This window comes from Bacillus sp. FSL K6-1218, from assembly GCF_038006445.1.
Lineage (GTDB): Bacteria > Bacillota > Bacilli > Bacillales > Bacillaceae_G > Bacillus_A > Bacillus_A thuringiensis_S.
The window spans coordinates 3,064,135-3,088,860 of the sequence record NZ_JBBOVE010000001.1; the positions used below are offsets into that span (position 1 = coordinate 3,064,135).

Below are 24,726 nucleotides of genomic sequence, written 5' to 3' on the forward strand. Positions count from 1 at the left end.
TTTATATTGCCTCCTTCTCTTCTTTTTCTTTTGATGTCATCGTTTTCGCTATATATTTATCAAATCTTCTAAATCTGATCCAGCTTACAATAAGTGCTGATATTGCAGTTGGAATGCCCCAAAGTGCCATATCCCATACACCGACATGCATACCTACTGAATCGAAGAATCCTTTCATTAGTAAAATAGCACCAGTCGCGATAAATATATCCTCTCCGAAAAACCAAGCTGTATTTTCCGCAGCTGCTGCGTTTGCTTTAATCTTTTCTCTTAACTTCTCAGGTAACTTACCATATTTACCTTGCGCAGCCCCTTCTGCCATCGGTGCAACGAGCGGTCTTACTGTTTGCGCATGACCACCAATGTTCAGTCCAAGTGCTGCTGATGATTCTCTTATCGTAAAATATGACATTAATACTCTTCCAGTTGTTGCTCCTTTTGATTTCGTTATAAGTGCTTCTGCTCTTTCTTTTAAACCGTAACGCTCTAAAATTCCGATTACCGGTAAAGTTAATATAATTGGCATAGACATATATCTATTTTCTATGAAAAATTTACCGAACATGCTAATCACATCATAAAAGCTTAATCCTGAAACCATACCAGTAACAATACCTGCAACCATAACTACTAAAAGTGTATTTAATCTAAATAAAAAGCCCACTGCAACAAGTAGTATTCCGATTAATTTAATCATCCCAGCACTTCCCCCTATTTTTTATTTCGGTGCACAAATAGAAATACCATTACGTTCGAATATTCTGTATATTCTTCCCGCAAATTGTACTGCTTTTTCTCCATCACCGTGTAAACAAATCGTCTGCGCCTGAACTGCTACTTCCTCTCCATTGACCGAATTCACATGGCCTTCTTTCACCATTTGAAGCACTTGCTTTATCGCTTCGTCTTCATCTTTTATAAGCGCATTTTCTTCTGTACGGCTCGTTAATGTACCATCTTGCTTATATGTACGATCCGCAAAAGCCTCTTGTACGAGAGTTATATTGTATTTTTCCGCAGCCTGTATAAACGCCTCGCTATTTGCTAATCCGTAAAATAATAGACATGGATTCATATAATATATTGCCTTTGCGATTGCATCTGCGATTTCCGGATTAGACGCCGCCATATTATATAAGGCACCGTGCGGCTTTACATGCTGCATTTTCCCGCCAGCTGCTTTTACAAAACCGTCTAATGCACCAATTTGATATAAAACATAATCGTATACTTCACTTGCTGAAACGTTCATGTTCCTTCTACCAAATCCAATTAAATCTGGAAATCCAGGGTGTGCCCCTATCGCAACGTTATGCTGCATTGCCTTTTCAACTGTTTGCCGCATAACGGACGGATCACCCGCATGAAAACCACAAGCAACATTTATAGAGGAAACGAACGGAAGAATCTCGTCATCATTCCCCATTTTATAAGCGCCAAAACTTTCTCCTAAATCACAATTCAAATCAATTGTAGTCATGATATTTCCCTCCTGCTCTCAGCTTCGTAAAGCGATGAATTTCTTTAATAGATTCATATTTACTTCTTGTTCTATGGACAATTGTTCCGCTTCTTCAAGCGTAATTTTCTCAAAAGAAACATAGTCCCCCGGCTTTAGCTGGGCAAGAAGAGGTAAATCTACTGAAATGATATTTCCCATTCTCGGATAGCCACCTGTCGTTTGCCTATCTGCCATTAATATAATCGGCTGTCCACCATTAGGAACTTGAATGGTTCCAAATGTAACAGGACTCGATAAAATCTCTTTTTCTTCAATCCTATTTAAAACTTCTCCCTCAACCCTATAGCCCATACGATCAGCATAATTAGATACCTTATACTCTTTCATAAAAAATGCCTTTTTACTTTCTTCTGTAAATTGATCATATCCAAAGTCAGTTATGACACGAAGCTTAGGATGTTTCTTATACTTTGGTAGTACGCTGTTGCTAATTGCCCATTTCGTTTTTATTCTCTCATCTTTTTGTAAGTCTTGAATGAAACGATTCGCCATTGCTGGTTGTGCACCAATTTGGAAGTAGTCACCCTTTTTCAACATTCTTCCTTCTATACCGCCAATCGCAGCACGTATGTACGTACTTTTACTTCCCATAGTGCGATCAATATGGATGCCACCCGCAAAAGTCACATACGCTCTGCAACCACTTTTCACTTTTCCAAAACAAAGCATACTACCTTCTTCCGCTAAAATGGGACGCCATAACGGGATACATTCTCCATTCAATAACGGTTCCATATCTGCTCCGCCAATCGCAAGTAAAGTCGTTTTCTTTATTAACAATTTAGGTCCCATAATCGTCATTTCGAGTCCCGCTTCATTCTCTTCATTACCGACTAACATATTGATCATCCGAAGTGCACTTTGATCCATAGTCCCGCCAACTGGTACACCGTATTGTTGATAATGAGATCGCCCTAAATCTTGGACTGTTGTAAACATTCCTGCATGCAAAACTTCTACATCCATTCTTCAGCCCCCTCAAATGATACGTACTCTTCCTTCGTTATTGGGATAAATCGTAAATACATACCACTTTGAATATATGTTGGTATTTCTTCTTCTGGATTAAATAATGAAATAGGAGTTCGGCCGATAATATTCCATCCTCCTGGTGTTTCAAGCGGATATATACCTGTTTGATTTCCGCCAATACCTACTGAACCAGGAGAGATTTGTAACCGTGGTATTTCTTTTCTAGGTGTTTCTAATTCTTTTGATAGTCCTCCTAAATACGGGAACCCTGGTGTAAAACCTAGCATATATACAAAATATGTAGTTTCACTATGTATTCGAATCACATCTTCTACTTGTAAACCTTTATAATGCGCAACCTCTTCTAAATCAGGTCCATATTCTCCCCCGTAGCACACTGGTATAGAAATATGTTTCACATCCTGTTTTACTTCTTCTTTATAAGAATCACAAAGCTCCTTTATATACTGGTGAACGTAATCATATGGCCTTTCACTTCTCTCATTTCTCTTCCATACTTCGTATACATTGTAGTAAACAGCTAATGAAGTAAACGACGGAACGCACTCAATCATTCCTGCAAACGGATGTTGCTGCAGTGCTTGAAATAACCGCTGTACTTTCTCATATATATTCATCTTAATTTCTTCACCAAATGTAACAATAATTGCTTGATCCCCTAACGCAGAAAATTTCATCCTACTCCCTCTTTCTATGCCAAAAAGCCGAGTTCTTTCGAAATGCGATTCGCTGTCTCTTTCACCTTCGCGATAAAATATGAAATGTTACTTTCGCTGTACTCAATTGCTAATCCCGAAATACTAATGCCTGCTACAACCGTTCCATCGCTCGCAAAAATAGGCGCTGCTATAGCTGCTGTATGATTTTCTAACTCAGAATAACTAATTGTGTAGCCTTCCTTTTTTGCCATTTGCAACACTTCTAACAATTGGTTCTTATCCACGATTGTTCCATCTGCAAACTGTTTTAAATCCACTTCCTCTATGTATCTCCGTTTCTCTTCCTCAGAGAAATACGATAGTAAAATTCTCGGACATGCACCAGCATAAAGCGGCGCTCTTCTTCCAACCGCCGTATACACGCGTACCGGCTGAACACCTTCCATCTTTTCAACATAAATTGCGTCATTACCATCTTGAATTATTAAATTAACTGCCTGTCCTAAACTATCTCTAAGTTCTTTCATATAAGGAATTGCTATATTTCTTACTGATAATCGTTGTGAAACAAGTTGACCGAACCGTAAAAAAACGACTCCTAAACGATATTTCCCCTTCTCGTTTTTTTGTAAAAAATCCATCTCTTCCAACGAGCCAATTAAACGATAAACAGATGTTTTCGGCATATTTGTAAGCTGAACCATCTCTGTTAAACTGAGCTCTTCATGCTCATAAAACAATTCTAAAATATCCATTGTCTTAACTGCCGTTTTATTTATACTCATTCTCTCTCCCTTTCGTTCCGAATTTCAGAACTTAAATTCCATTTTTCGAAACAAACATATAATTTAAAATTATAAAATATTCTTTCAATTCATTCAATAGATTTTAAGCAAATAAAAAAGTATGGAAGAATATCTCTCCCATACTTCACTACACTTTATAACGCTCTTACTTGTTTCAACGGCCAGAAAACAGCTTGTCCTTTTCCGACAATCTCATCTTCTGAAATAAAGCCAAACATGCGACCATCCTTAGAAACTTCACGATTATCCCCTAAAACAAATACTTGGCCTTCTGGCACTTTCGTTTTCCCTGTGATTTGTTCTAACGTAAAGTCTGGAGTTAATACTCGGCCTACTGCTTTTTCTTTAAACTCTTTTAAATATGGTTCTTCCATCGCTTTTCCGTTTACATATAAAACATCATTTTTATACTCAACTGTATCACCTGGTAAACCAATTACTCGTTTTACTAAATCGTATCCTTCTTTGCCGTGGAAGACGATAATATCAAAGCGTTCTAATCCACTTATACTATACCCAATCTTATTTACGAGAACTCGTTCATTATTTTCTAAAGTGGGCATCATTGATTCACCTTGTACTAAAGAAGGTGTAAATAAAACGCCGCGAATAATAGCAATTAATACAAGGGTAAACCCTATCGTCTTAGCCCAAGAGAATAATTCTTTCTTCGTATTTTCCTTCATCGTTTCTCCTCTTTCTTAAGCACTTATTTTATTATTTCAACTAATTCTTGTACTAAATTAGAATCTATTTCAGAAAAACATGATTTTCCTTCTCTTACCGCTGTACCGACATGCGCTTGCGAAATTCCAGTTTCATCTAGCAATCGCTTTATACTTTCTTTCGTCACGCCAGCTCCAGCTACAAGCTGAATTTGACCATCACTTACTTTTTGCATTTCTGTAAGCACCGGAATATTTTCTACTATATTTCCTTGTCCACCTGAAGTTAAAACGTGAGTTACTTTATGAAACTTCTTTAAAGTTCTCATCGCTTCTACTGGATTTTCTATATCATCTATCGCACGGTGGTACGTTACATTTATTCCATCTACAACAGATAGTAAGTCCGCTAATTTCTCTTCATCCACTTCATTTTGTTCGTTTAATACGCCTAATACTACACCAGCTGCTCCTAACTTCTGCGCAACTATAATATCTTCTTTCATCATTTCAATTTCTTCTTCCGTATATGTAAAAGACTTCGCATGCGGACGAATCATAACATGAATTGGTATACTCACCGCTTCTACCGCTTTTTTTATAAAAGCATAACTTGGTGTTAAACCACCTTCTGTATAAGATGAAATTAATTCAATCCGCTTTCCGCCAGCACTTTCAATTCTTTTTACATCTTCTAAACATGTTGCAATAACCTCTAGCATGAGATGACCTCTTTTCGTGCTTTTTTCTTATTATAACATTAGTAAAAATAAGAAGCCTAGCTTTCTCCTTTAAAACTTAAAAAAGAAGAATGAAAAGAAAGATTTTTTATTGGCAACGATTATTGGTAACATCCTATTATTCATGTACACTCCTACCATAATGAAAAAGCCCGTCATTTTGACGGACTTTTCTAATTTCAAGCTTTTCTTTCCTCAGTTTTCATATCAATGCCTAATTGATCTTCCAATAACTTTACACCTTTCTTTGTAAGATGGACAGCTCGGTTCTTATCCGTTTTCGTAATCCATCCCTGTTCAAAAAGCAGCTTTGCAATTGCAGATCCTAACCAACCAGCAATATGGTAGCGTCGTTCACTCCAATCAAGACAAGGTTTTGCAAATACCCTCCTTTTTATATCTGCCTTATCAATATTTATTCCAAAATTCAGAAACCATTCCTTACCTTGTTCTGTTACAATGTATTCTCCATCCTCTAAAATTATAAATTTCCTATCAAGTAATTTTTCAGTTATCTCTACACCAAGTTTGCCTGCCAGATGATCATAACAAGTTCGAGCATAACGAATTTGTTTTAGTTGACCTGATTGTTTTAAAGAGCGAACTTGAACTGTTGGTGCGATTGTCCCTAACTTTTCAAGCACTTCTGCAACTTCTTGATTAGCAAGTCGATAGTAACGATGTCTACCATGTTGTTCAACTGTAAGTAGATTCCCCTCTACTAATTTAGAAAGATGGGAACTAATCGTTGGATGTGACACTTTTGCCTTATAAGCCAATTCGCTAGCAGGTAGTGCCTGATTATTCATTAGACAATCTAAGATAATTGCTCTTGTAGGTTCAGCAATTAGTTTAGCTATATATGAGATATTCGGATATACATTCATATTTCGATGATACCCTAACTATTAAACTGATACAATTATTTTAAGTTTAATAGTAAAGGAGAATGTATTATGAATGCAATTGATCTTAGTATATTAAATTTGAAAGAAACGAGAAGGCGCTCAGAAAAATTATGGAATTCTCTTCCCGATAATTTTCTTAATTGGAAGCCTGATCATGAAGCTATGTCCTTTGGTGAGATGATTCGTCATGTATGGAGCTCAACTTTTTACTATCATATGATTTTAAAAAACAACGGCTCAATAAATGATATACATTTCCCGTATGATGACGAGCCAATTACTTGTGTAAAAAAGGAAATTGAATTGGCACAATCGTACTTTACTGACTTTATAGAATATGTTCAATCCATAAGCATAGCTGAGCTAGATTTAACCCTTATTGATCGAAGCGATGTTGGCTATCAAAGATATTTAGGCGACATGCTATTACGAATTGCCTATCATGATGCGGTCCATGCTGGTCAATTTTTACAATATTTACGAATGATAAACTTAGAAAGACCATTAATTTGGGATTAAATACGAAAAATGTTTATACAGCCTCCAAACTGGCATTACAATAAGAATTTTTCAACAAGAAACAATCACAAAACCATGATAATCATTTATATTAAAAACCTACATCTCAACCAAGTGCTTCATACACATAAAAAGCACGGGTTTGATCACTAATCAAACCCGTGCTTTCAAAACAACTATATTATCCATAAACAATAAAATGTAAGCTTTAAAAACTACGACCGAAACGCCGCATCCGCCAGCATAGACAATGTTGCATCATCCATCGGCGGGTTGTGTAATCCTGCTCTGACGTTTAAATAGTAACGATGGAGCGGATTTTTTTCCGATAAACTTTTTGCTCCTACGATGCGCATCGATTTATCCACTATAGATATCGCCGCATTTGTTACAGCATATTTCACGGCTGCTAATTCTGCTTGCAATGATAGTTTATCTTCTGCTTCATCGTATTTTTTCGCAATTTGATATAAAAAGACACGAGCTTGCATAAGCTCAAGTTCTAATTCTCCAACTAATCTTCTAACATTCGGCAATAAACTAATAGAATGATTTAAACTATTTGGCTTGTATGATCCCGCAAATTGAACTGCATAATTTCTTGCTGATTGTGCAATTCCTAAATAACATGCTGGTATATGTAGCAACCAGCCAATACCCTTTTGTTTTACTTTCCCACCCTTTATATCTGTAAAAAAACGACTTTCTATCTCTACATTTTGTAAGACAAGGTCGTGACTAGCAGTCCCCCGCATCGCAACGCTATCCCACGTTTCTTCAATGGATACACCGAGCGTATTTCTTGGAATGACAAACTCACCAACTTCTTCACGGCCTTCAATACTCGCTGAAATAATAAAATAATCAAGTACTGGCGCCATCGTTGTAAAAGTTTTTCTTCCATTTATAATCCACTTCTCGCCTTGTTGAATCGCTATTGTTTCTGGCTTACCACCACGCGTCGGACTCCCTGTTTTTGGCTCTGTTGCTGCCCTGTTAAAGAGCGCACCATTGCGTACTTCTTCGCAAAACCATTTGAACATATCATCATCCCAAGAGCGATTTTCCGCTAGCTCTTTCAAAATACCAAGATGCCAGCCAATCGATAATGCAGTAGCTCCGCAGCCTTCCGCGATTTTTTCTTGAAATAAAACGAAGTCATATAAAGAAATCGCACTACCACCAAATTCCTTCGGTAACGTTAATTTCGTATATCCGATATCTTTCAAATTATTTATATTTTCATACGGAAATGATCCTAATTCACTTAGTTGATGCTCCCTTTCCATGAACTTCGGAATCAATTTATTTATTTTCTCAATAATTAAAGACTGTTCTTCTGTTTCAACAAATGAGAGTGCCATACTATAATCTCCTTTATCCCGCTATTTGCGGGCAGTAAAACTCTCACCTAAAAATTTAGGTGAAGCAAAGAAGTTAGGTGGAAGATCAACTGCCCGTAAACGCCCGATTGGTTCAACTAATAATCAGTGGGGTGGCCCCGCCACTGATTAAAGTTTCACTTTATGCTCGATTCATAAACCGTTCATTTTGTCATTATGATTATATGAAGCTACCTCTCTATTGTTTCACTATTCCGATAAAAATACAATGTTTTTGACTAATAAGAAAAGTTCCTATTTAACGATAGGTTCTTTTCTTATTAGTCTCCCTTCAATGCCTTTAACGGCAAAGAGGTTACATATCCAATATACGAGAATAATTCTTTAAAGAAGAATGGTATTTCTGTATCTAACGTTTTATATGCTGATGTCGGCGTTGGTGAAGCATATGCTTCAATATTAATATGTTTTGCGATTCTCATTGCGCGTTTCATATGAAGTGGATCACTTACAATCGTGTATGTGTGTATTCCGTTCTCTATTCCAACTTGCTTCGCATTCTTTAAATTTTCTTCAGTGAAAAGGGATTTTGTTTCAATTAAAATATCTTCCTCTTTTACACCTTGTTTCATTGCATATACTCTTGCAGTACGTGCTTCCTCAAGTTCTGCCTCGAACTTTGTACCACCTGTAAAAATAATCTTTTTAATATTTCCGTTCCTATATAAAGAAATCGCATGATTAATTCTTTCTTTAAATACAGGAGATGGTTTTCCGTTCCATGAAGCTGCGCCTAGTACGATACCAGCATCCGTTTTCACGTCATCATTTGCTTTAAAACGATAACTCCAAATATCGTAAGCTGCATAACTTACATATAAAATAGCAGAACAAATCATTAGTAAAAATACTTGAAAGATTCGTCTTTTCTTACTCTTCTTATTTTCTTTCATTTGTAATTGCCTCCGTACATCATCCATACTTCTATAAAAAACATTTATATCAAATCGTTTTGTTTGAGTTTATTTAAAAGAAGGAACTTTACTTGTTATTTATATATAAAAGGGTTTTCATTTAAAATTGAGGATTATCAATTCATTTTCATTTGCGGTTTTCATTACATTTTTTAAATTCATAAGTTTATTACCATACAACTACATTGTAACGAATTTTTTCTCAGAAGGGAACGATGAAACAAAAGGAATTAAAATAAAGTAGCATTTTGTAAGAAAAAAGGTATATTTTTCATACCTCACGAACAATATACCTTTCAAAACACGAATTATAACTTTTCTTTATATAACTCTAATTTTTCTAACAATTGTTCTTTTACGCCTGGCCATTCACTCGAGATAATACTGTACACCACCGCATCTCTCACATAACCATTCGGTAATTTTCTTTCATTTCTAAGCACACCCTCTTTTACTGCGCCTAACCTTTCAATTGCTCGTTGTGCTTTTTCATTTCTTGCATCCGTCTTAATTTGTACCCTAAGCATATGCAGTTTTTCAAAAGCGTACTGGAGAAGCATATACTTACACTCTGTATTTATACTCGTACGTTGCACACTCGGATGATACCACGTTTGCCCTAACTCAACTGTCTTATCTTCTACTGAAATATTATATAAACGTGTACTTCCTACAATCTTATTCGTCTGTTGATCTACGACTATGAAAGGTATTTGATTACCTCTTCCGTAACCCTTTATCGCTTTTTGAACGTATTGTTGCATATCTTGCACACTATCCATTTTAGAGATTAAATACGCCCAAATATCCCGATTTCCTTCTACAATCGAAAACAAAGTTTCGACATCAGTATTATCCATTAACCGCAACTTTGCTCTTTCGTGAATAATTTCCATTTGTAAGCCCCCTTTGTTGTTACTATAACATACCATCAATATCGTTTTATTAATATATAAAAATATTTTTGCATCGTAAACATGTAGTACATCTAAAAATAAAAAATGCGATGCCTTTATTCAAGCATAGCACTTATAATTTCGCACTACCTACGATTTTACGATAAATATTCATTTACACAAGTTAGTAAACGTCATATATTTAGAACTTACATTGTAGTTCAAAGCAACAAATAAGCAATCGGCGTAATGATAAGCAACGTTAAAATCGTTCTCTGCACATATAAAATAATAAGTTCAGATACTTTTAACGGAATATCTGTTGATAATATACAAGGAATGGAAGCGGAGAAAAACAGTATAGATGATACGGAAACAACTGCAATGACAAACTTTGTCACAAGTGGCGCACTTACAACTAATAATGAAGGTAAAAACATTTCTGCAATACCAACTGATGCGGCTTTAGCAGCTAAGTCTGCTTCTGGTAATTGTAATAGCCATGTAAATGGATAGAAAATATAACTGATCCAATCAAATATTGGCGTGAACTTCGCTAAGACGATACCAATTAATCCTACTGACATAATAGATGGTAAAATTCCCATCGTCATAATAAATCCATCTTTTAAATTCACTGCAATATTTTTCATAATGCTCGGTGCAGACTTTGATACTTCTAACGCATCTTCCCAAGCACGTTTTAGCATTTTCTCTTTATAAACAGGCTCTGGGAACCCTTCTTCTGTTACATATGTATCTGGTTTTCTACTAAGGGGTGGGATTCTTACGGTGATAGCAGTCACGATGAATGTTACAACAAGCGTAGTCCAAAAATAAACATTCCATAAATGCATAATATCTAATGTTTTTGCGATGATGATCATAAATGTAGCGGATACTGTAGAAAATCCTGTAGCGATAATAGCTGCTTCTTTTGTCGTATACTTTCCTTCTTTATACACGCGGTTCGTAATAAGGAGGGCCAGCGAATAACTTCCAACGAAGGACGCAACTGCATCGATTGCCGATCTCCCCGGCGTATTCCATAATGGCCTCATAATCGGACGACAAAATGTACCGATAAATTCAAGCAATCCATACCCGACTAATAACGCTAAAAACGCCGAGCCAATTGGAACGAGCAAACTTACTGATATGACTAGCTTCTCATACAAAAACGGCCCAACATCTGGCGCAAAGAACCAAGCTGGTCCTACTTTTAAACAATATAATATGCCAAAAACAACGCCAACTACTTTTAAAATAGAAAAACAAATGTCTACGATAGATGCATTCCATTTCTTCGTATAAAATGGATAAATCGCACCAATCGCCATAACAAATAATGCATAATAAGGTACTACGCCTGGAACCGAAGCCCTGATCCACGATACGATATGATCAATCATAATAGACGATGCACCGTTTATCGTAACAGGAACGAAAAACATAAACACCCCAACGAGACTAGCAAGTATAAACCGAAGAATAATCCCCTTCTCTCGCCCTGTCTTAATTACATTACTCTTTAATTCAATTTCACTCAAAATTCAACACCTCCCATTATCTAAATATTCTGTATAATCACATTGTATTCCTTCTTTCCATTTCTACTATTTAATCATATGAAAAACCTATTTTAAAATAGGCTTTTCTATTACCCTTTATAATCATCCACAATCACTTGAATGACACGATAAGATTCTTCTGCCACCTTCTCATTACTATCCCTATTCGCGTCATATGTAATTAACGCCTTCCAAAGTGCCCATCCTCTCGCTCTATTCCACGTTTCTTCATCCATGCGTAATACTTCTTTAAATACATTTCTACTATTTTCATCAAAAAACGTCCAAGCCATCGCTGCATCACAAGCAGGATCTCCTACGCCTAAAATACCAAAATCAATTACAGCACAAAGTTTTCCATCTTTAACGAGTAAATTCCCCGCTGCTACATCTCCATGAACCCAAACTGGCTTACGGTCCCATGTTGAACTAAGTGCTACATCCCAAAGATGCTTTAATAATGCCTCGTCAAAGACATCCTTATTATTTTCAATAGCAACTCTCGCCTCTTCATCATATACCGATATAAGTCCGCCCCGGTAAAAATTATGTGCCCCAGCTATCGGTCCGTTACTCGCATCAATAGATTGTAATTCTACTAAAAATGATCCTAAGTCCGCCACAAATTCATTTAAGTCACGAATATTTTGTTTCGTAACAGTATCTCCTTCTATCCACTTATTAATAGACCAAGGCCATGGATAATCTTCAGATGGATTTCCTTTCGCAACTGGTGTAGAAACCGGTAAAGAAAGCTCCTTACTTAATAGTGGTAACCACTTATTTTCTTTCTCTACTTGCGGTGCATATGCCGCGTCACTTGGCAATCTTACACTCATCTCATCCCCTAGATGAAACGTTCTATTATCATGCCCACTAAACTTTACTGGTTTCACTTCTAAATGGGCCCATTCGGGAAACTGTTTCTGTATTAACTTTTCAACTAAACTTACGTTAATTTGATTCATTCACATTCTCCTTTTTTTTTGAAACTTACTAAGTCCATCTGTACTCCCAACATATTCAAAACCATTTTTCTTATAAAAATCATTCAACGTATGATTATGTCCCACACAATCTAGCTTCAAATACTCTTTGTCATGTTGTACATTCTCTTCTACCCACCATAAAATCCATTCTCCTATTCTATTCCCCTTATACTTCCGTTTCACAGCAAATCTATGAATATATAATGAATTAGAAACTTCCTCTTTACCAAAAATATGTTCATCCCATTCATTTTGTTTAGGAGAAGTTGTAACCGTACCAACTATTTCATCTTCTTTCATAACAACATATGTATAATTCTCTCTTATACATTCTAGTATTTCAGCCGTAGCTTCCTCTCCTAAAAGATACTGCCACTGATCCACTTCTTTATATTGTAGCCACTGTGCTACTTCTTTTAATAAAATGATAATACTATCACTTTCATCTTCAGTAGCAATTCGAATTGTATATTCTTTACTTATATTTCTCTCCATATTGCCGTCCCCCTTTCAAATTGCTACCATACTGACAAACGCGTTCTACCGTCATTTTCGTCTGTAACGTATTCAACATAAAAACCTTGATTCTGTGCGTTTTCATACATCAATTCAATCGCTTTTTGATTTTTCGCATAAATTTGTATGTATTGAGCATCCACCGCTAATACAACTACCTCACATTTACTTCCCTTAAACTCTTCGTATGTTTCAATATCTATCGCTATTTCTCCTTTAGGATATGCTTTTAAATCTGCAAAAATAAGATAATATATGTTGTCTTTAACTAACTTTTTCAATGCTAATCCTTCCACTACACTGGGTTCTTCTGGAAATAATGCCTCATCCAATTCACCACGTGCTATTAAGTAGGACTCCTCATTCCTCACTCGCCAATCAAATTCAGCAATATCAATCGGCTTTAACAATTTCCAAAATACATTGCTATATTCATTTGGAATATCTACAAAAATCCCTCTTTTCATATGCTTGCTCCTAACTTATTCATTTTCGTTTCATACATTATATATCAAATTTAATTACTATATTTTGTCGATACCTATGTACATCATAAAAAGCCGCTCCACTACTAGCGAAACGGTTTTCTTCTGCTTACATTTACATATCTTATTCTATTGTTGCACTGCGTTTTAAAATAATTTTTAATATATGCACCACATTAGCCGTTCATTATTAATGCTCACTTCGACTTCACGAAGTAATATAAAAACCATACCGCATGATTTTGTTCATCCGCAGCTATTCTCCGTAACAACTCTTTCAGATGTGCATCCGATGTCTCATCTGAAATTTCCAAATAAAAATCTACTGTTTTTTGTTCATCTTGTATAACGAACTCTAATCCTTGTAAATACGTATTCGGGCAGTTTTCAGTAATTTGTGGTTTCGGCTGCCTGCCAGTTACGTTCGTATAAATTTGTACAAAGTTGTGAAAATGCTTTATTTCATCATTACGAATTTCAAGAATTTGTTTTTGTTCTACTTGATTTGGAGCCATATTCGCTAATTTTGCATAGCAGCTTATGGCGCTATACTCTCCATTTATAGCTTTTTCAATATCACTAATCAACTTATCATTTTGTCTATACCAATCATAATAATTCGAATTATACATCGTATCCCTCCATACCTTCGCTTAACATTTTATGCATTTAGAAATAGTAGGAGCTTGTATATATAACGGGACGGCTTTAGATTGAAAGTAAAGTTTAAGAAAAGGGTCTATTTTGCAAAGGAATTGCTTATGCATAAAATAATACTATTGTATACTGTTGCTATAAACTCTCGCGGGAGTTGGAAAATAAATTCGCGAATCAACGAGAGGTTCAACATGATGCGGTGCGAAGCTATTATGAGTTCAGTAACATAACTAGGAGGTTCCACTATGCCATCTTTATTTAAAACTATGAAGTTCCAGCTAAAAACCGAACGACTTGACCTGAGTATGTGGGAGGAATCCGATTCAGTTTGGATGAGAAAATTAATTGGCGAACGTGGTGTGGACATGCCGACCCTCGACTCCGTTCGTAGCCGGCTTATTGAGATGCGCAAGAAGGCAGACGAAAATGGTATTTCCCTTCTCACTATTCGAAGGAGAGACGAAGGCGATTTCATTGGATACTGTGGCTTAATTATCGGTCGTTCCACACTTGAAGAGCCGGAGATTGCATACGAGTTGTTCCGCAGCGCTCATGGTAAAGGTTATGCAACTGAGGCGGCATCTGTTGTACTGGACGCGGCGATTGCTACTGAGCGCCAAAGACTTTGGTCGACTGTAGGCGCTTGGAATATCGCTTCCCTCCGGGTACTTGAAAAGATAGGATTTAAGCGTCATCACAGTACGTGGGATGACGAACGTGGTGAGATTGTCTGGAACGTACGCGATCTTTAGAGATCCCGACTTAATTCTAAACATAACACTTTTCAACAATTAGGTGTTTACATTGAGGAAAAACCACAAAAATTAACAAACTTTATTCTTAGACTACAACAGCAAATACTCATTCTTTAGCTTATAGATTTCATCAAAAAAGCCGTTTCACTAATTAGTGAAACGGCTTTTTTTAAGCGTTCAATTCTGTTTTATGCCCTTTTACTGCACTACGTTTGAATGCAGTTACTAATATAGTAACCATACTTACTATACCAATCCAAACGAGTACAGTAACAGGTGTATTCCAGCTTAACCCTTTTCCGAAGAAAAAGATTTCTCTTAGGCCTTCAATCATAAATTTCATTGGTAACCATGAGTAGACCCAGTCTTGATAAAACGGAGACAACATCTCAGGTGCTAACGATAATAACGGCGCTCCGAAAAATAGTAATAAAGCGAATAAACCAATTCCTTTTAGCCCAACTAACGAAAGTACCGCAGATATCATTAAGAAGAAACTAAAAGAAGTAATAGATAAGAATAGAGCTGTATCCGTGAAGTTCGAAATATTTAACCCTACCATCCCATCTGCAATCCATGTAAGACCAAATCCAATGACAAGTGTCGCAATTGCTCCAGTTACTATTTGTTTTAGTTTTAATACTAGGTTTTCTTTTCTTGTACCTACTGGCATTTTACTTATCGCAATAAAGATAATTGCTGCGCTCGCTAAACTTGCAATCCATAACGGCTGAAATAAAGACATTGGTGAATTACCGTTTGCACTATTTTTGCCAACCTCATTCACATTTTTCACGTTCTTTACAATAGGTGTTACTAATTTCGCCGCTTGATCTGCTGTTAATGTAGCTCCTTTTGCTTTATATCCTTCTAATAGTTGCGCGCGAACAGTATTGTTCATATTATCAACGATCGCATTTAACATTTGCCCAGCCATAGTTGATGCTGCTGTATTCATTCCTTGATTTATGAATATTTCTATCTCTGGAGAAGATGGCTGTGGCGTTCGTAATGATGCTTGTTTTGTGCTAAAGTCTTTCGGAATGACTAACGCTGCATAATACTCTTTATTATTTAACCCTTTTTGAACTGCTTCCTTATTTTTCACTTCTACCCACTTTACCGCAGGTTCTTCATCTGATTTCGATGATTTTTTCACCGTATCAACAATTGTTTGCCCCATATTCATTTCCGGTTGATTTGGAATTTCTACACCTTGATCCTCATTTACAATTGCAATTGGCAAGTTTTTCGGCTGCGCTTGAACAGTTGGAAATAACGTTAATGAAAAAATAAAAACAACAAGTAATGCAATAACTGGTGATAAAAATAAAAGTTTATTTTTAAACATTTTCTTTTCTCCTCCTTTAATTTGATTTATAATAACCAACAACGTGTTGTTTATTTATATTTTGAATTATATGTTCGAGTTGAACCATATACAATAATCAAAAATCGGGAATGTGTCGGTTATAAGACACATTTTCTAAATGTGTTGAGTAAAATTAAGGAGGGACATGCGTTGCACGATAGCAATTTAGATTTGCGTGTTGTTCGTACGAAAACTGCCATACGAAATGCATTGGTGGAGCTAATTGAAGAAAAAGGTTTTGACGCCATTACAGTGAAAGATATTACAACGAAAGCAAACATTAATCGCGGTACTTTCTATGCGCACTATCAAGATAAATTTGATTTAATGACGAAATGCCAAGAAGACATTATGTACGAGTTTTCTAAAATTGCCAAACAGAAATTCCCGGAAGTTATTGCTGATCTTGGAACAAATCCTTCTCCAACAATGCCATTTATACTTATCACTTCTATTCTTGAATTTCTAAATGAAAATAGTGATTTTATGAGAGCTGTGCTTAGTCCAAATGGAGATTTATCTTTCCAAACAAAACTGAAAGACTTTATGTGGAAAACATTATTTGAAGATACGAATGGTCCTCTCATTAATAAGGAGAATTTACTTGTTCCAAGCGAATACTTAACTTCTTATATGGCATCTGCACATATAGGTGTCATCCAGCAATGGTTAAATAATGGACAAAAAGAAACACCTGAGGAGATTGCTCGCTTTTTATCAACTATTGCAGTTCATGGGCCTTTTTATGCGGCTGGCTTAAAGAAATAAGTCAACTATATACAAAAGAACACCCACTATAATAGTGGATGTTCTTTTACTTACAACACTTCAATATACCCTTCTGTTCCATGTATCCGAATTCGTTGACCGTCTTTTATTCGTTTCGTAGCATTCTCTACTCCGACGACTGCTGGTAATCCATACTCACGTGCAATTACTGCTCCGTGTGTCATAAGCCCGCCGACTTCTGTTACTAACCCTTTTATAGACACAAACAACGGTGTCCAGCCAGGGTCAGTAAATGCAGTCACTAATATATCGCCCTCTTCTAAATTCGCTTCTTCCATGTTTAAAATAACGCGAGCTCTTCCCTCTATAACTCCTGAAGAAACAGGCAAACCTACAATCGCGTCAGCTGGGAGGTTTTCTCGTTTATATTTACCTGTAATGATTTCTCCATCAGACGTCATAACTCGCGGCGGCGTTAGTTTTTCATATAATTTGTACTCATTTTTTTGCTTATGAATAAGCTCGTAATCTAGTTTATTTGTGCGGACGACTTCGTGAAGTTCTTCAAAAGTTAGGTAGTATATATCATCGACTTCATGAATGACCCCACTCTGCACAAGTTGCTCAGCTTCTTTCAATAACGCCTGCTTATATATAAAATAACGATTAATCATGCCGTATTTCGGATATTCACGATAACCGATACAATTACGGATGTTACGAATCATTCTCTTCGTCTCTTCTACTTTTTGATTACCATCCAGCAAGTGCTGCAATCGCTCTAACAGCTCTTCTTCTTTTTTCAAAGCTTCCTGCAGTCCTTCTTCAAACTTTCGCTTACTAGCGCCAGCTTCAAAGTCTCTTATATTATTTAAAATCATCGGGATAATGGTTGTTGGCTTTTCACTCCAGCGCGTTTTTGTAATGTCGATTTCTCCGCTGCATCTCATCCCGTATTTATTTAGAAAAGCAGCGATGGCATCTCGAGCTTTTTCCCCGCCTTTAAACTGAACGAATTCATCTAAAAAGCTATCATCTTCTACATGCTGTAAATACGCAATAACTTCTGGATATGGGCGAATCACATCAGCAACATCCATTAATGCTAAACCCATTTCAGACGTAATATTATTTTGTACGGATTGAGAAAGTGTATCTGCTGCATTTTTTTCACCTAGCCATTGCTCCATCTTTTCATTCATCCATGTTGAAGCATTCATACCAGCCATAATGACAGCTATACTTTGCGGGTTAAATAATACTTTCTTTAATTGCTGGATGTCTTGCAAAATAAAATCAAATACATCCACACCTGATTTCGTTTGCATGTTTCGTTTTAACTCTTCGATCGATTCTTGACTATTCTGTATTAAATTCGTAACGATTGCCGTATTATTTTCGATTTCTGTTTGCGAACTTGCAGGTTGCTTACTTTTACTAGCACTCTTTCCTTTTTCATCATCCGGTAACAATTGAATAAAATCATCTCGCTCGATTATAGTCGTTAATGCATCTCTTACGAGCGGATCCGATTTTCCTAAAGTGTTTATTAAGTAATCTCTGCTAGCAGGTAAAGCTAATTGTTGCGTAGCATCAACAAATAGCCTGCCTCCCGCTTTACGCATAGGGGCACTAGTCGTTAACAAGAAAAAAGATAACCCAAGTGGTTTCATCGCATCGGTCATCATTTGTTGGTGACCAACCGATATATACACATGATTTTCCCCATCATTTACTCCTGGAATTGGATATAAAGTCGTAATCGGCCTGCTTTGGACTATATAAAATGTATCATCAACTAAGCACCATTCAATATCTTGCGGACAATCAAAATAAGCTTCGATTTGTCTTCCGATGCGTGCTAGTTGTAAAATTTGTTGTTCAGTAAGTGTTTGAACTTTTTGCTGATTAGGAGCAATTTTCTTTGTCTCTGTTCCGCCTTCTTTTCGTCCATAGATGGCTAATTTTTTCGTTGCGATGACCTTTTCGACAATTTTGTCTTCTTTTATCTTATAATTATCGGCAGAAACCAATCCAGATACTAGCGCTTCGCCAAGTCCAAAGCTGGCATCGATTGACAACACCTTCCTATTCGAAGTAATCGGATCGGCAGTAAATAAAATCCCTGAAGCCACAGGGAAAACCATTTTTTGAACGACAACACATATAGAAACTTGATTATGATCAAAACCGTTTTGCATTCGGTATATAACCGCTCTATCTGTAAATAAAGAAGCCCAGCATTTTTTAATATGCTGCAAAATGCTTTCTTTTCCAATAATATTTAAATACGTATCTTGTTGACCAGCAAACGAGGCATACGGTAAATCTTCAGCAGTAGCACTCGAACGCACTGCATACGCATGTTCATCGCCAAAGCGAGAGAGATAATGAGCTACTGATTCCACTACATCAACTGGAATTTCCACCGCCATAATGACTTCTCTAATCTTCTTACTAATTTCACCAATTTGATCTCGTTCCTCAATTTTTAACATTGTTAGCTGCTGCAACAAAATTTGAAGCTCTTCATTTTGCTCGATGGCCTTTTCATACCCTATCGTTGTAACACAAAATCCTTCTGGCACTTGTATCCCTTGAATGTTGGATAACTCCCCTAAATTCAAACCTTTTCCACCGACAAGTGAAAGGTGCGTGTTTTCTATTTCCTGAAAATCGAGAACGAAAAAACTCATTTAACATCTCTCCTTACTTTACTTGTGTTTTTGATTGTATCAGTAGTAAATGAGAAGAAACAGTCTATTTCGAACTTGATTTACATGATATAATTAAGTTAGGAAGAGATAATCTTTTTTATTTATCCCCTCGAATTCACTTCAATTATATCTCCAAACTTAAACATTCTTTGATTATGAAAAGCATCGGTACAAGTAATCATCTTATTTAATGGATTTATATCAGCTACTGTTATGTATTTTTTGTATAAACTCACATTATAATATCTAGATAAATCTTTTATTAACTCGTAATCCCTCCTCAAAAAATAGTAGAAACTACAATTGTAAAATCAATATTTTCTGTTTGCACTTTATATAAATTGATATGAATCTCTCTTAATTCTAGGACTAAATTATTGTTTTTTAATCCCACATTAATTCTTTTCTCAAATTCGCCAAAATGAATTTTCAAGATTAGGGAACTATAATGTCGTATTAAAATATATTAAGGGGGAGAAAAATTGGACAATGAAATGAATTATGGAAGTGATTACAAGTTTATTCCAGCAACTTCAATTGAAAGTGGTCATGGCATTGAAGTATTGCCTGATTTATTTTGTTACACGATTCAAATCGTCAATATATGCTTTGTTGGAAATCCTGAGACCAATGATTTTGTTTTAGTTGATGCTGGAATGCCTAAATGTGCAAATGAAATTATCTCTATCGCTGAGGATCGATTTGGTACCAATAGTCGCCCAAAAGCCATTATTTTAACTCACGGCCATTTTGATCATGTTGGGGGAATAATTGAACTCATCAAATATTGGGATATTCCCGTCTATGCACATCAGATGGAGATACCGTTCCTGACCGGACAACAAAGCTATCCAGAACCAGACCCTACAGTTGAAGGTGGTATGGTAGCAAAAATGTCTCCTCTGTTCCCAAACGAACCAATTGACTTAGGAAATAACGTAAAAGCACTACCTACCGATGGAACTGTCCCCCATATGCCAGAGTTTCGATGGATTCATACACCTGGGCATATTTCATTATTTCGAGAAAAAGACCGAACTTTGATCGCTGGGGATGCTTTTATTACAGTGAAAGAGGAATATCTATATAAAGTATTTACTCAGGAACAGGAAATAAGCGGACCCCCTCGTTATTTAACAACAGACTGGAAAGCCGCTAAAGAATCAGTTATTAAGCTAGAGAAGTTAAAGCCTCTAACCGCTGTTACTGGACATGGGATACCGATGTCGGGTGAATTGCTATCAACAAGCCTCAAAACACTCGTTCAAGAATTTGATAAAATCGCTTTACCCGATTATGGAAAATATATAGACTAAAAGATACATTAAGCATGAAAATACTTTTTATTCTTATATTTAAGAAACAAAATCAAAACGGAAAAAATTATTAAGTTTAATAAAAAAACACTGTACTTAGGCAACATCTCTATTATTAGAATGGAACTACGCCTTGTGAATAAAAATCGATATTCCTCAAATACTATCTGTAGTATAAGCCCGCTTCTTACCCAGGTTGTACTTCTTACCATTAAAGGTTGATTAAAATGGGTTACGCTATATAGCATAACCCGTTTTTAATGAAATCTTTTATTCCATATACGTTTAAATAATGGAGGAAAATGATGAAACATATTGTTGCTTTATTAATTAAATACACAGCGATAACTGCAGTATTACTTATCGTACTCAGTATCTTTCAAGGCATTTCCATTCCTAGAGTATTACTCATTTCTCTTTTCTTAACAGGAGTTGCCTATTTAATCGGCGATCTCTTCATTTTACCTAAATACGGAAATATGATTGCTACAATGGCAGATTTGGGCTTAAGCTTCTTCGAAATTTGGCTACTAACATCCTTATTTACTAATTTAGATGCTACTCGTAATATTGGACTTTCTTCATTCTTATCCACATTAATTATTGGCGGAATAGAGGTTTTCTTCCACATTTATATGAAGAGACTAGTGCTGCGTAACGATGATGAATTAACAAATCACAATCATATTCACCATGATAAATATGCTATGGAAATGTCAGATGAATATATGGATTCTTCTACAATAAATAAATCCAAAATTGAGGATACATCTAAAAAATAAAAAAGTGGCCAATGCCACTTTTTTATTTTTGGTTATTAAGCTTGATCAGAATTTCTTACATGTAACGGTGGTGGAACTACCCACCCTTTTTTCTTACTTAAACGCAGCAAAGTTACACCTGCTTGCGCTTTTTTCATATGAAATTGTCCGAATAGCATCCCTACATCTTCTCGAAGACATTTTCCCATCACTTGACTACATGTCACAAGTCCAGCTGCTAACCCTGTAGAAACAGCTGCTGCTATTTCAGCATCATTAATACGTGCCCCTGGGGGAATGTCTTCGATAGATGCAACTGGTCGTTCTGGAGGAGCAGGCGGTAAAGCTACGCCATTAACCTTTAAAAGAGTTTTTAACTCTTCTATTTCCGAATTCATATCATTTTCAATTAAGCTCTCTAAAAACTTCTTTAAATCTTCGTCACCTGTGTGATTCATAAACACTTGATGGCTTGCGATTCCACCTTGTGCAGCTAGAAGATAACTCCAAATATCAAATACTTCTCCGTAATGTAACGGTTCATTTTGAGGATTTCCACTTAAAATACCCATTTTTAAATTCCTCCCTTTCGAAAATATCATAATCAATATTGATTTCAATATTGAAATCAAATTTTTAAGTATGCTTTTTCCTGCAAAAGATTTTCTACTATGCATGGAAAACACCTTTCCAACACTGCGTGTTTATTGTTTAGGAAAGTAGTTTACAAATAAAATACTCAAAGATTATGAAAGAAGATTATCAATAATCTTTGAGTGAGAATCCATTTACTATAAGGCTTTATTTTTATACATATACAAAAGAAATTGATTTACATATCTGCTATATTATATGCAAATTTACTTAGCGATTAGCTCTACCACCAAGTTGTTGTTCAGCCATTGCTACTAAACGTTTTGTAATTTCACCACCAACAGATCCGTTTGAACGAGCTGTTGTATCTGCACCAAGTTGTACACCAAACTCTTGTGCAATTTCATATTTCATTTGATCAAGAGCCTGTTCAGCGCCTCGAACTAATAATTCATTACGATTTCCACTATTATTGTTTGCCATCTTATTTCACCTCCGATGTTTTTAATATGTTACAAATTATGAAATAATAATTATCCTTTTTATGGAAATTAGTTTATGGATAAAAATTGATTTTTTTCTTAAAGTAGGGCAAAACATATAAGAAAGAATAACTGATATAACATACTTTCATAACAACACTATGTATACTTCCTAATTCCCTTCAGTAAATAAAAGAAAGATTTCTATTTCACCAAGAGATTAAATAAAATTATGTTTTGAGACATAATCCAAAAGGAGATATGAGATGAAAGCTGTAACCTATCAAGGACCAAATCAAGTACAAGTTAAACAAGTTGATGATGCAAAGTTAGAGAAAAAAGATGATATTATTGTAAGAATTACTTCAACCGCTATTTGTGGTTCTGATTTACATTTATATCAAGGCAACATGCCCTTACCTCAAGGATACATTATCGGCCATGAACCAATGGGAATCGTTGAAGAAGTCGGGCCAGATGTCACTAAAGTGAAAAAAGGCGATCGTGTTGTTATCCCCTTCAACGTTTCTTGTGGACATTGTTTCTATTGCCAACACGAAATGGAAAGTCAATGTGATAACTCAAACCCTCATTACGATTCTGGTGGTTACTTTGGTTATACAGAGAAATTTGGTAATCATCCAGGCGGACAAGCAGAATATTTAAAAGTTCCTTTTGGAAATTTCACTCCATTTGTTATACCGGAATCATGCGAACTTGAAGATGAATCCCTACTATTTTTATCAGATGTTTTACCAACAGCCTATTGGAGTGTAATAAACGCAGGCGTTAAGCCAGGTGATACTGTTATCGTCCTTGGTTGTGGACCTGTTGGATTAATGACACAAAAATTTGCTTGGATGCAAGGCGCTAAACGTGTAATTGCAGTGGATTACTTAGATTATCGGATGAATTATGCAAAAAAGATTAACAACGTTGAGGTATTTGAGTTTACAAAATTCCCAGATATGGGAGAACATTTAAAGGAAATTACACATGGTGGTGCCGATGTAGTCATTGATTGCGTGGGGATGGATGGAAAAAAATCGCCTTTAGAATTTCTGGAACAAAAATTAAAATTACAAGGCGGAACTCTCGGCCCTATTCAAATCGCTACGAAAGCCGTAAGAAAATATGGAACGGTTCAAATGACCGGCGTTTATGGTGGCAATTATAATGCATTTCCACTCGGGGCATTTTGGGTTAGAAATATTAACCTTAAAATGGGACAAGCACCTGTCATTCATTTTATGCCGGAACTATTTGAAAAAATAACAAATAAAGAATTTGATCCAAAAGAGATTATTACACACAAAATCCCCCTTGAAGAAGCGAGCTACGGTTATCAAATTTTTAATAATCGTGAAGATGACTGTATAAAAGTCATTCTGAAACCTTGAAGCTACAATTCATTATTCTTAATGAAAAGATAAGATTACATTTCGTAATCTTATCTTTTTTATTAAATGCTAAGTATCTATCCCCCATTTTCATCTCACATCTAAAATAGTTATTTACAAAAACTTTGTATTTTGAGGTAATAATTAATTGGTAAAAACATGAATTAAAGTATTAAGTAACCAAATAGCGAACACCATAACAATGTTAACTAACTTAAAAGAGGTGTACTTCATGGTTTTATTATAAAGAAGAACTGATTAATATTATCAAACCGGACAAACCGCTACAGGTATAAAAACTATTAACAAAGCATCTTAATGTTTATGAAATTCTTTGTTAATAGTTTCTCTTCTCCC

26 protein-coding genes are annotated in these 24,726 nt (G+C 35.8%); 6 read left to right on the forward strand and 20 right to left on the reverse strand.

The annotated features are described in order from the left end of the window. Position 1: 1 nt before the first annotated feature. The 8 genes from MHI26_RS15655 to MHI26_RS15690 all read right to left on the reverse strand — a co-directional run bounded on the left by MHI26_RS15655 (position 2) and on the right by MHI26_RS15690 (position 6,272). A complete protein-coding gene (locus tag MHI26_RS15655; RefSeq protein WP_000593388.1) occupies positions 2–697 on the reverse strand; it encodes a DUF969 domain-containing protein in 696 nt (231 codons plus the stop codon). A 21-nt stretch (positions 698–718) separates the two neighbouring features. Then, entirely contained in the window at positions 719–1,480 is a 762-nt protein-coding gene (gene pxpA, locus MHI26_RS15660; RefSeq protein ID WP_061667773.1) for a 5-oxoprolinase subunit PxpA, read from the reverse strand. Positions 1,481–1,498: 18 nt separating this feature from the next. Beyond that, complete coding sequence (locus MHI26_RS15665; RefSeq protein ID WP_061667774.1) at positions 1,499–2,488, reverse strand: 5-oxoprolinase subunit C family protein; 990 nt, start codon at positions 2,486–2,488, stop codon at positions 1,499–1,501. Next, entirely contained in the window at positions 2,479–3,192 is a 714-nt protein-coding gene (gene pxpB, locus MHI26_RS15670; RefSeq protein ID WP_061667775.1) for a 5-oxoprolinase subunit PxpB, read from the reverse strand. Before pxpB ends, MHI26_RS15665 begins: the two co-directional genes overlap by 10 nt. A gap of 14 nt (positions 3,193–3,206) precedes the next feature. Further along, positions 3,207–3,959: an IclR family transcriptional regulator gene (locus MHI26_RS15675; RefSeq protein ID WP_000026352.1), complete on the reverse strand. Its 753-nt coding sequence runs from the start codon at positions 3,957–3,959 to the stop codon at positions 3,207–3,209. 155 nt (positions 3,960–4,114) lie between these two features. Further along, on the reverse strand, positions 4,115–4,666 hold the full coding sequence (lepB, locus tag MHI26_RS15680) for a signal peptidase I (RefSeq protein ID WP_000662495.1): 552 nt from the start codon (positions 4,664–4,666) through the stop codon (positions 4,115–4,117). A 23-nt stretch (positions 4,667–4,689) separates the two neighbouring features. Next, positions 4,690–5,367: a copper homeostasis protein CutC gene (locus MHI26_RS15685; RefSeq protein ID WP_000895106.1), complete on the reverse strand. Its 678-nt coding sequence runs from the start codon at positions 5,365–5,367 to the stop codon at positions 4,690–4,692. Positions 5,368–5,564: 197 nt separating this feature from the next. Beyond that, positions 5,565–6,272, reverse strand: coding sequence for an ArsR/SmtB family transcription factor (locus MHI26_RS15690; protein WP_061667776.1), 708 nt, complete (start codon positions 6,270–6,272; stop codon positions 5,565–5,567). Between the two features lie 69 nt (positions 6,273–6,341). Between MHI26_RS15690 and MHI26_RS15695 the strand changes: the two genes are divergently transcribed. Further along, a complete protein-coding gene (locus MHI26_RS15695) occupies positions 6,342–6,812 on the forward strand; it encodes a DinB family protein (RefSeq protein ID WP_061667777.1) in 471 nt (156 codons plus the stop codon). A gap of 215 nt (positions 6,813–7,027) precedes the next feature. On the opposite strand, the gene MHI26_RS15700 is transcribed toward MHI26_RS15695, so the two are convergent. The 8 genes from MHI26_RS15700 to MHI26_RS15735 form a co-directional block, all read right to left on the reverse strand. After that, the gene (locus MHI26_RS15700) at positions 7,028–8,176 is read right to left on the reverse strand and encodes an acyl-CoA dehydrogenase family protein (protein ID WP_061667778.1); all 1,149 of its coding nucleotides are present in this window, start codon (positions 8,174–8,176) and stop codon (positions 7,028–7,030) included. Between the two features lie 299 nt (positions 8,177–8,475). Beyond that, a complete protein-coding gene (locus MHI26_RS15705; RefSeq protein WP_000662217.1) occupies positions 8,476–9,108 on the reverse strand; it encodes a YdcF family protein in 633 nt (210 codons plus the stop codon). 329 nt (positions 9,109–9,437) lie between these two features. Further along, entirely contained in the window at positions 9,438–10,025 is a 588-nt protein-coding gene (locus tag MHI26_RS15710) for a GNAT family N-acetyltransferase (RefSeq protein ID WP_000402582.1), read from the reverse strand. Positions 10,026–10,246: 221 nt separating this feature from the next. Beyond that, positions 10,247–11,575, reverse strand: a complete 1,329-nt coding sequence (locus MHI26_RS15715; RefSeq protein ID WP_001289421.1) for a YjiH family protein — start codon at positions 11,573–11,575, stop codon at positions 10,247–10,249. Between the two features lie 110 nt (positions 11,576–11,685). Next, on the reverse strand, positions 11,686–12,564 hold the full coding sequence (locus MHI26_RS15720) for an aminoglycoside phosphotransferase family protein (RefSeq protein WP_001071854.1): 879 nt from the start codon (positions 12,562–12,564) through the stop codon (positions 11,686–11,688). After that, a complete protein-coding gene (locus MHI26_RS15725; protein WP_000440753.1) occupies positions 12,565–13,080 on the reverse strand; it encodes a GNAT family N-acetyltransferase in 516 nt (171 codons plus the stop codon). It abuts the gene before it with no gap. A 23-nt stretch (positions 13,081–13,103) separates the two neighbouring features. Further along, positions 13,104–13,568 (reverse strand): DUF2691 family protein, encoded by a 465-nt coding sequence (locus tag MHI26_RS15730; RefSeq protein ID WP_000820155.1) that lies wholly within the window; start codon positions 13,566–13,568, stop codon positions 13,104–13,106. A gap of 215 nt (positions 13,569–13,783) precedes the next feature. After that, positions 13,784–14,218, reverse strand: coding sequence for a ferritin-like domain-containing protein (locus MHI26_RS15735; protein WP_000282833.1), 435 nt, complete (start codon positions 14,216–14,218; stop codon positions 13,784–13,786). Between the two features lie 270 nt (positions 14,219–14,488). Here MHI26_RS15735 and MHI26_RS15740 point away from each other — a divergent pair, with 270 nt between their 5' ends. Continuing rightward, positions 14,489–14,995 (forward strand): GNAT family N-acetyltransferase, encoded by a 507-nt coding sequence (locus MHI26_RS15740; RefSeq protein ID WP_001139534.1) that lies wholly within the window; start codon positions 14,489–14,491, stop codon positions 14,993–14,995. Between the two features lie 172 nt (positions 14,996–15,167). Here the strand turns inward: MHI26_RS15740 and MHI26_RS15745 are convergent, their stop codons facing one another. Next, entirely contained in the window at positions 15,168–16,388 is a 1,221-nt protein-coding gene (locus MHI26_RS15745; RefSeq protein ID WP_140338003.1) for a YhgE/Pip domain-containing protein, read from the reverse strand. Positions 16,389–16,520: 132 nt separating this feature from the next. On the opposite strand from MHI26_RS15745, the gene MHI26_RS15750 reads away from it, so the two are divergent. Beyond that, the gene (locus tag MHI26_RS15750; RefSeq protein WP_061665943.1) at positions 16,521–17,138 is read left to right on the forward strand and encodes a TetR/AcrR family transcriptional regulator; all 618 of its coding nucleotides are present in this window, start codon (positions 16,521–16,523) and stop codon (positions 17,136–17,138) included. A gap of 50 nt (positions 17,139–17,188) precedes the next feature. On the opposite strand, the gene ppsA is transcribed toward MHI26_RS15750, so the two are convergent. Continuing rightward, complete coding sequence (gene ppsA / locus MHI26_RS15755; RefSeq protein ID WP_061665942.1) at positions 17,189–19,795, reverse strand: phosphoenolpyruvate synthase; 2,607 nt, start codon at positions 19,793–19,795, stop codon at positions 17,189–17,191. A gap of 503 nt (positions 19,796–20,298) precedes the next feature. On the opposite strand from ppsA, the gene MHI26_RS15760 reads away from it, so the two are divergent. Next, a complete protein-coding gene (locus MHI26_RS15760) occupies positions 20,299–21,132 on the forward strand; it encodes an MBL fold metallo-hydrolase (RefSeq protein ID WP_061665941.1) in 834 nt (277 codons plus the stop codon). Between the two features lie 305 nt (positions 21,133–21,437). Further along, positions 21,438–21,914: a YndM family protein gene (locus tag MHI26_RS15765; RefSeq protein ID WP_061665940.1), complete on the forward strand. Its 477-nt coding sequence runs from the start codon at positions 21,438–21,440 to the stop codon at positions 21,912–21,914. 35 nt (positions 21,915–21,949) lie between these two features. Here the strand turns inward: MHI26_RS15765 and MHI26_RS15770 are convergent, their stop codons facing one another. Both MHI26_RS15770 and sasP read right to left on the reverse strand, forming a co-directional pair. Beyond that, positions 21,950–22,465 (reverse strand): DUF3231 family protein, encoded by a 516-nt coding sequence (locus MHI26_RS15770; protein WP_000512140.1) that lies wholly within the window; start codon positions 22,463–22,465, stop codon positions 21,950–21,952. Between the two features lie 292 nt (positions 22,466–22,757). Then, positions 22,758–22,970 (reverse strand): small acid-soluble spore protein, SasP family, encoded by a 213-nt coding sequence (gene sasP, locus MHI26_RS15775; protein ID WP_000002833.1) that lies wholly within the window; start codon positions 22,968–22,970, stop codon positions 22,758–22,760. 265 nt (positions 22,971–23,235) lie between these two features. Between sasP and MHI26_RS15780 the strand changes: the two genes are divergently transcribed. After that, complete coding sequence (locus tag MHI26_RS15780) at positions 23,236–24,369, forward strand: zinc-dependent alcohol dehydrogenase (protein ID WP_000649092.1); 1,134 nt, start codon at positions 23,236–23,238, stop codon at positions 24,367–24,369. Positions 24,370–24,726: the final 357 nt, after the last annotated feature.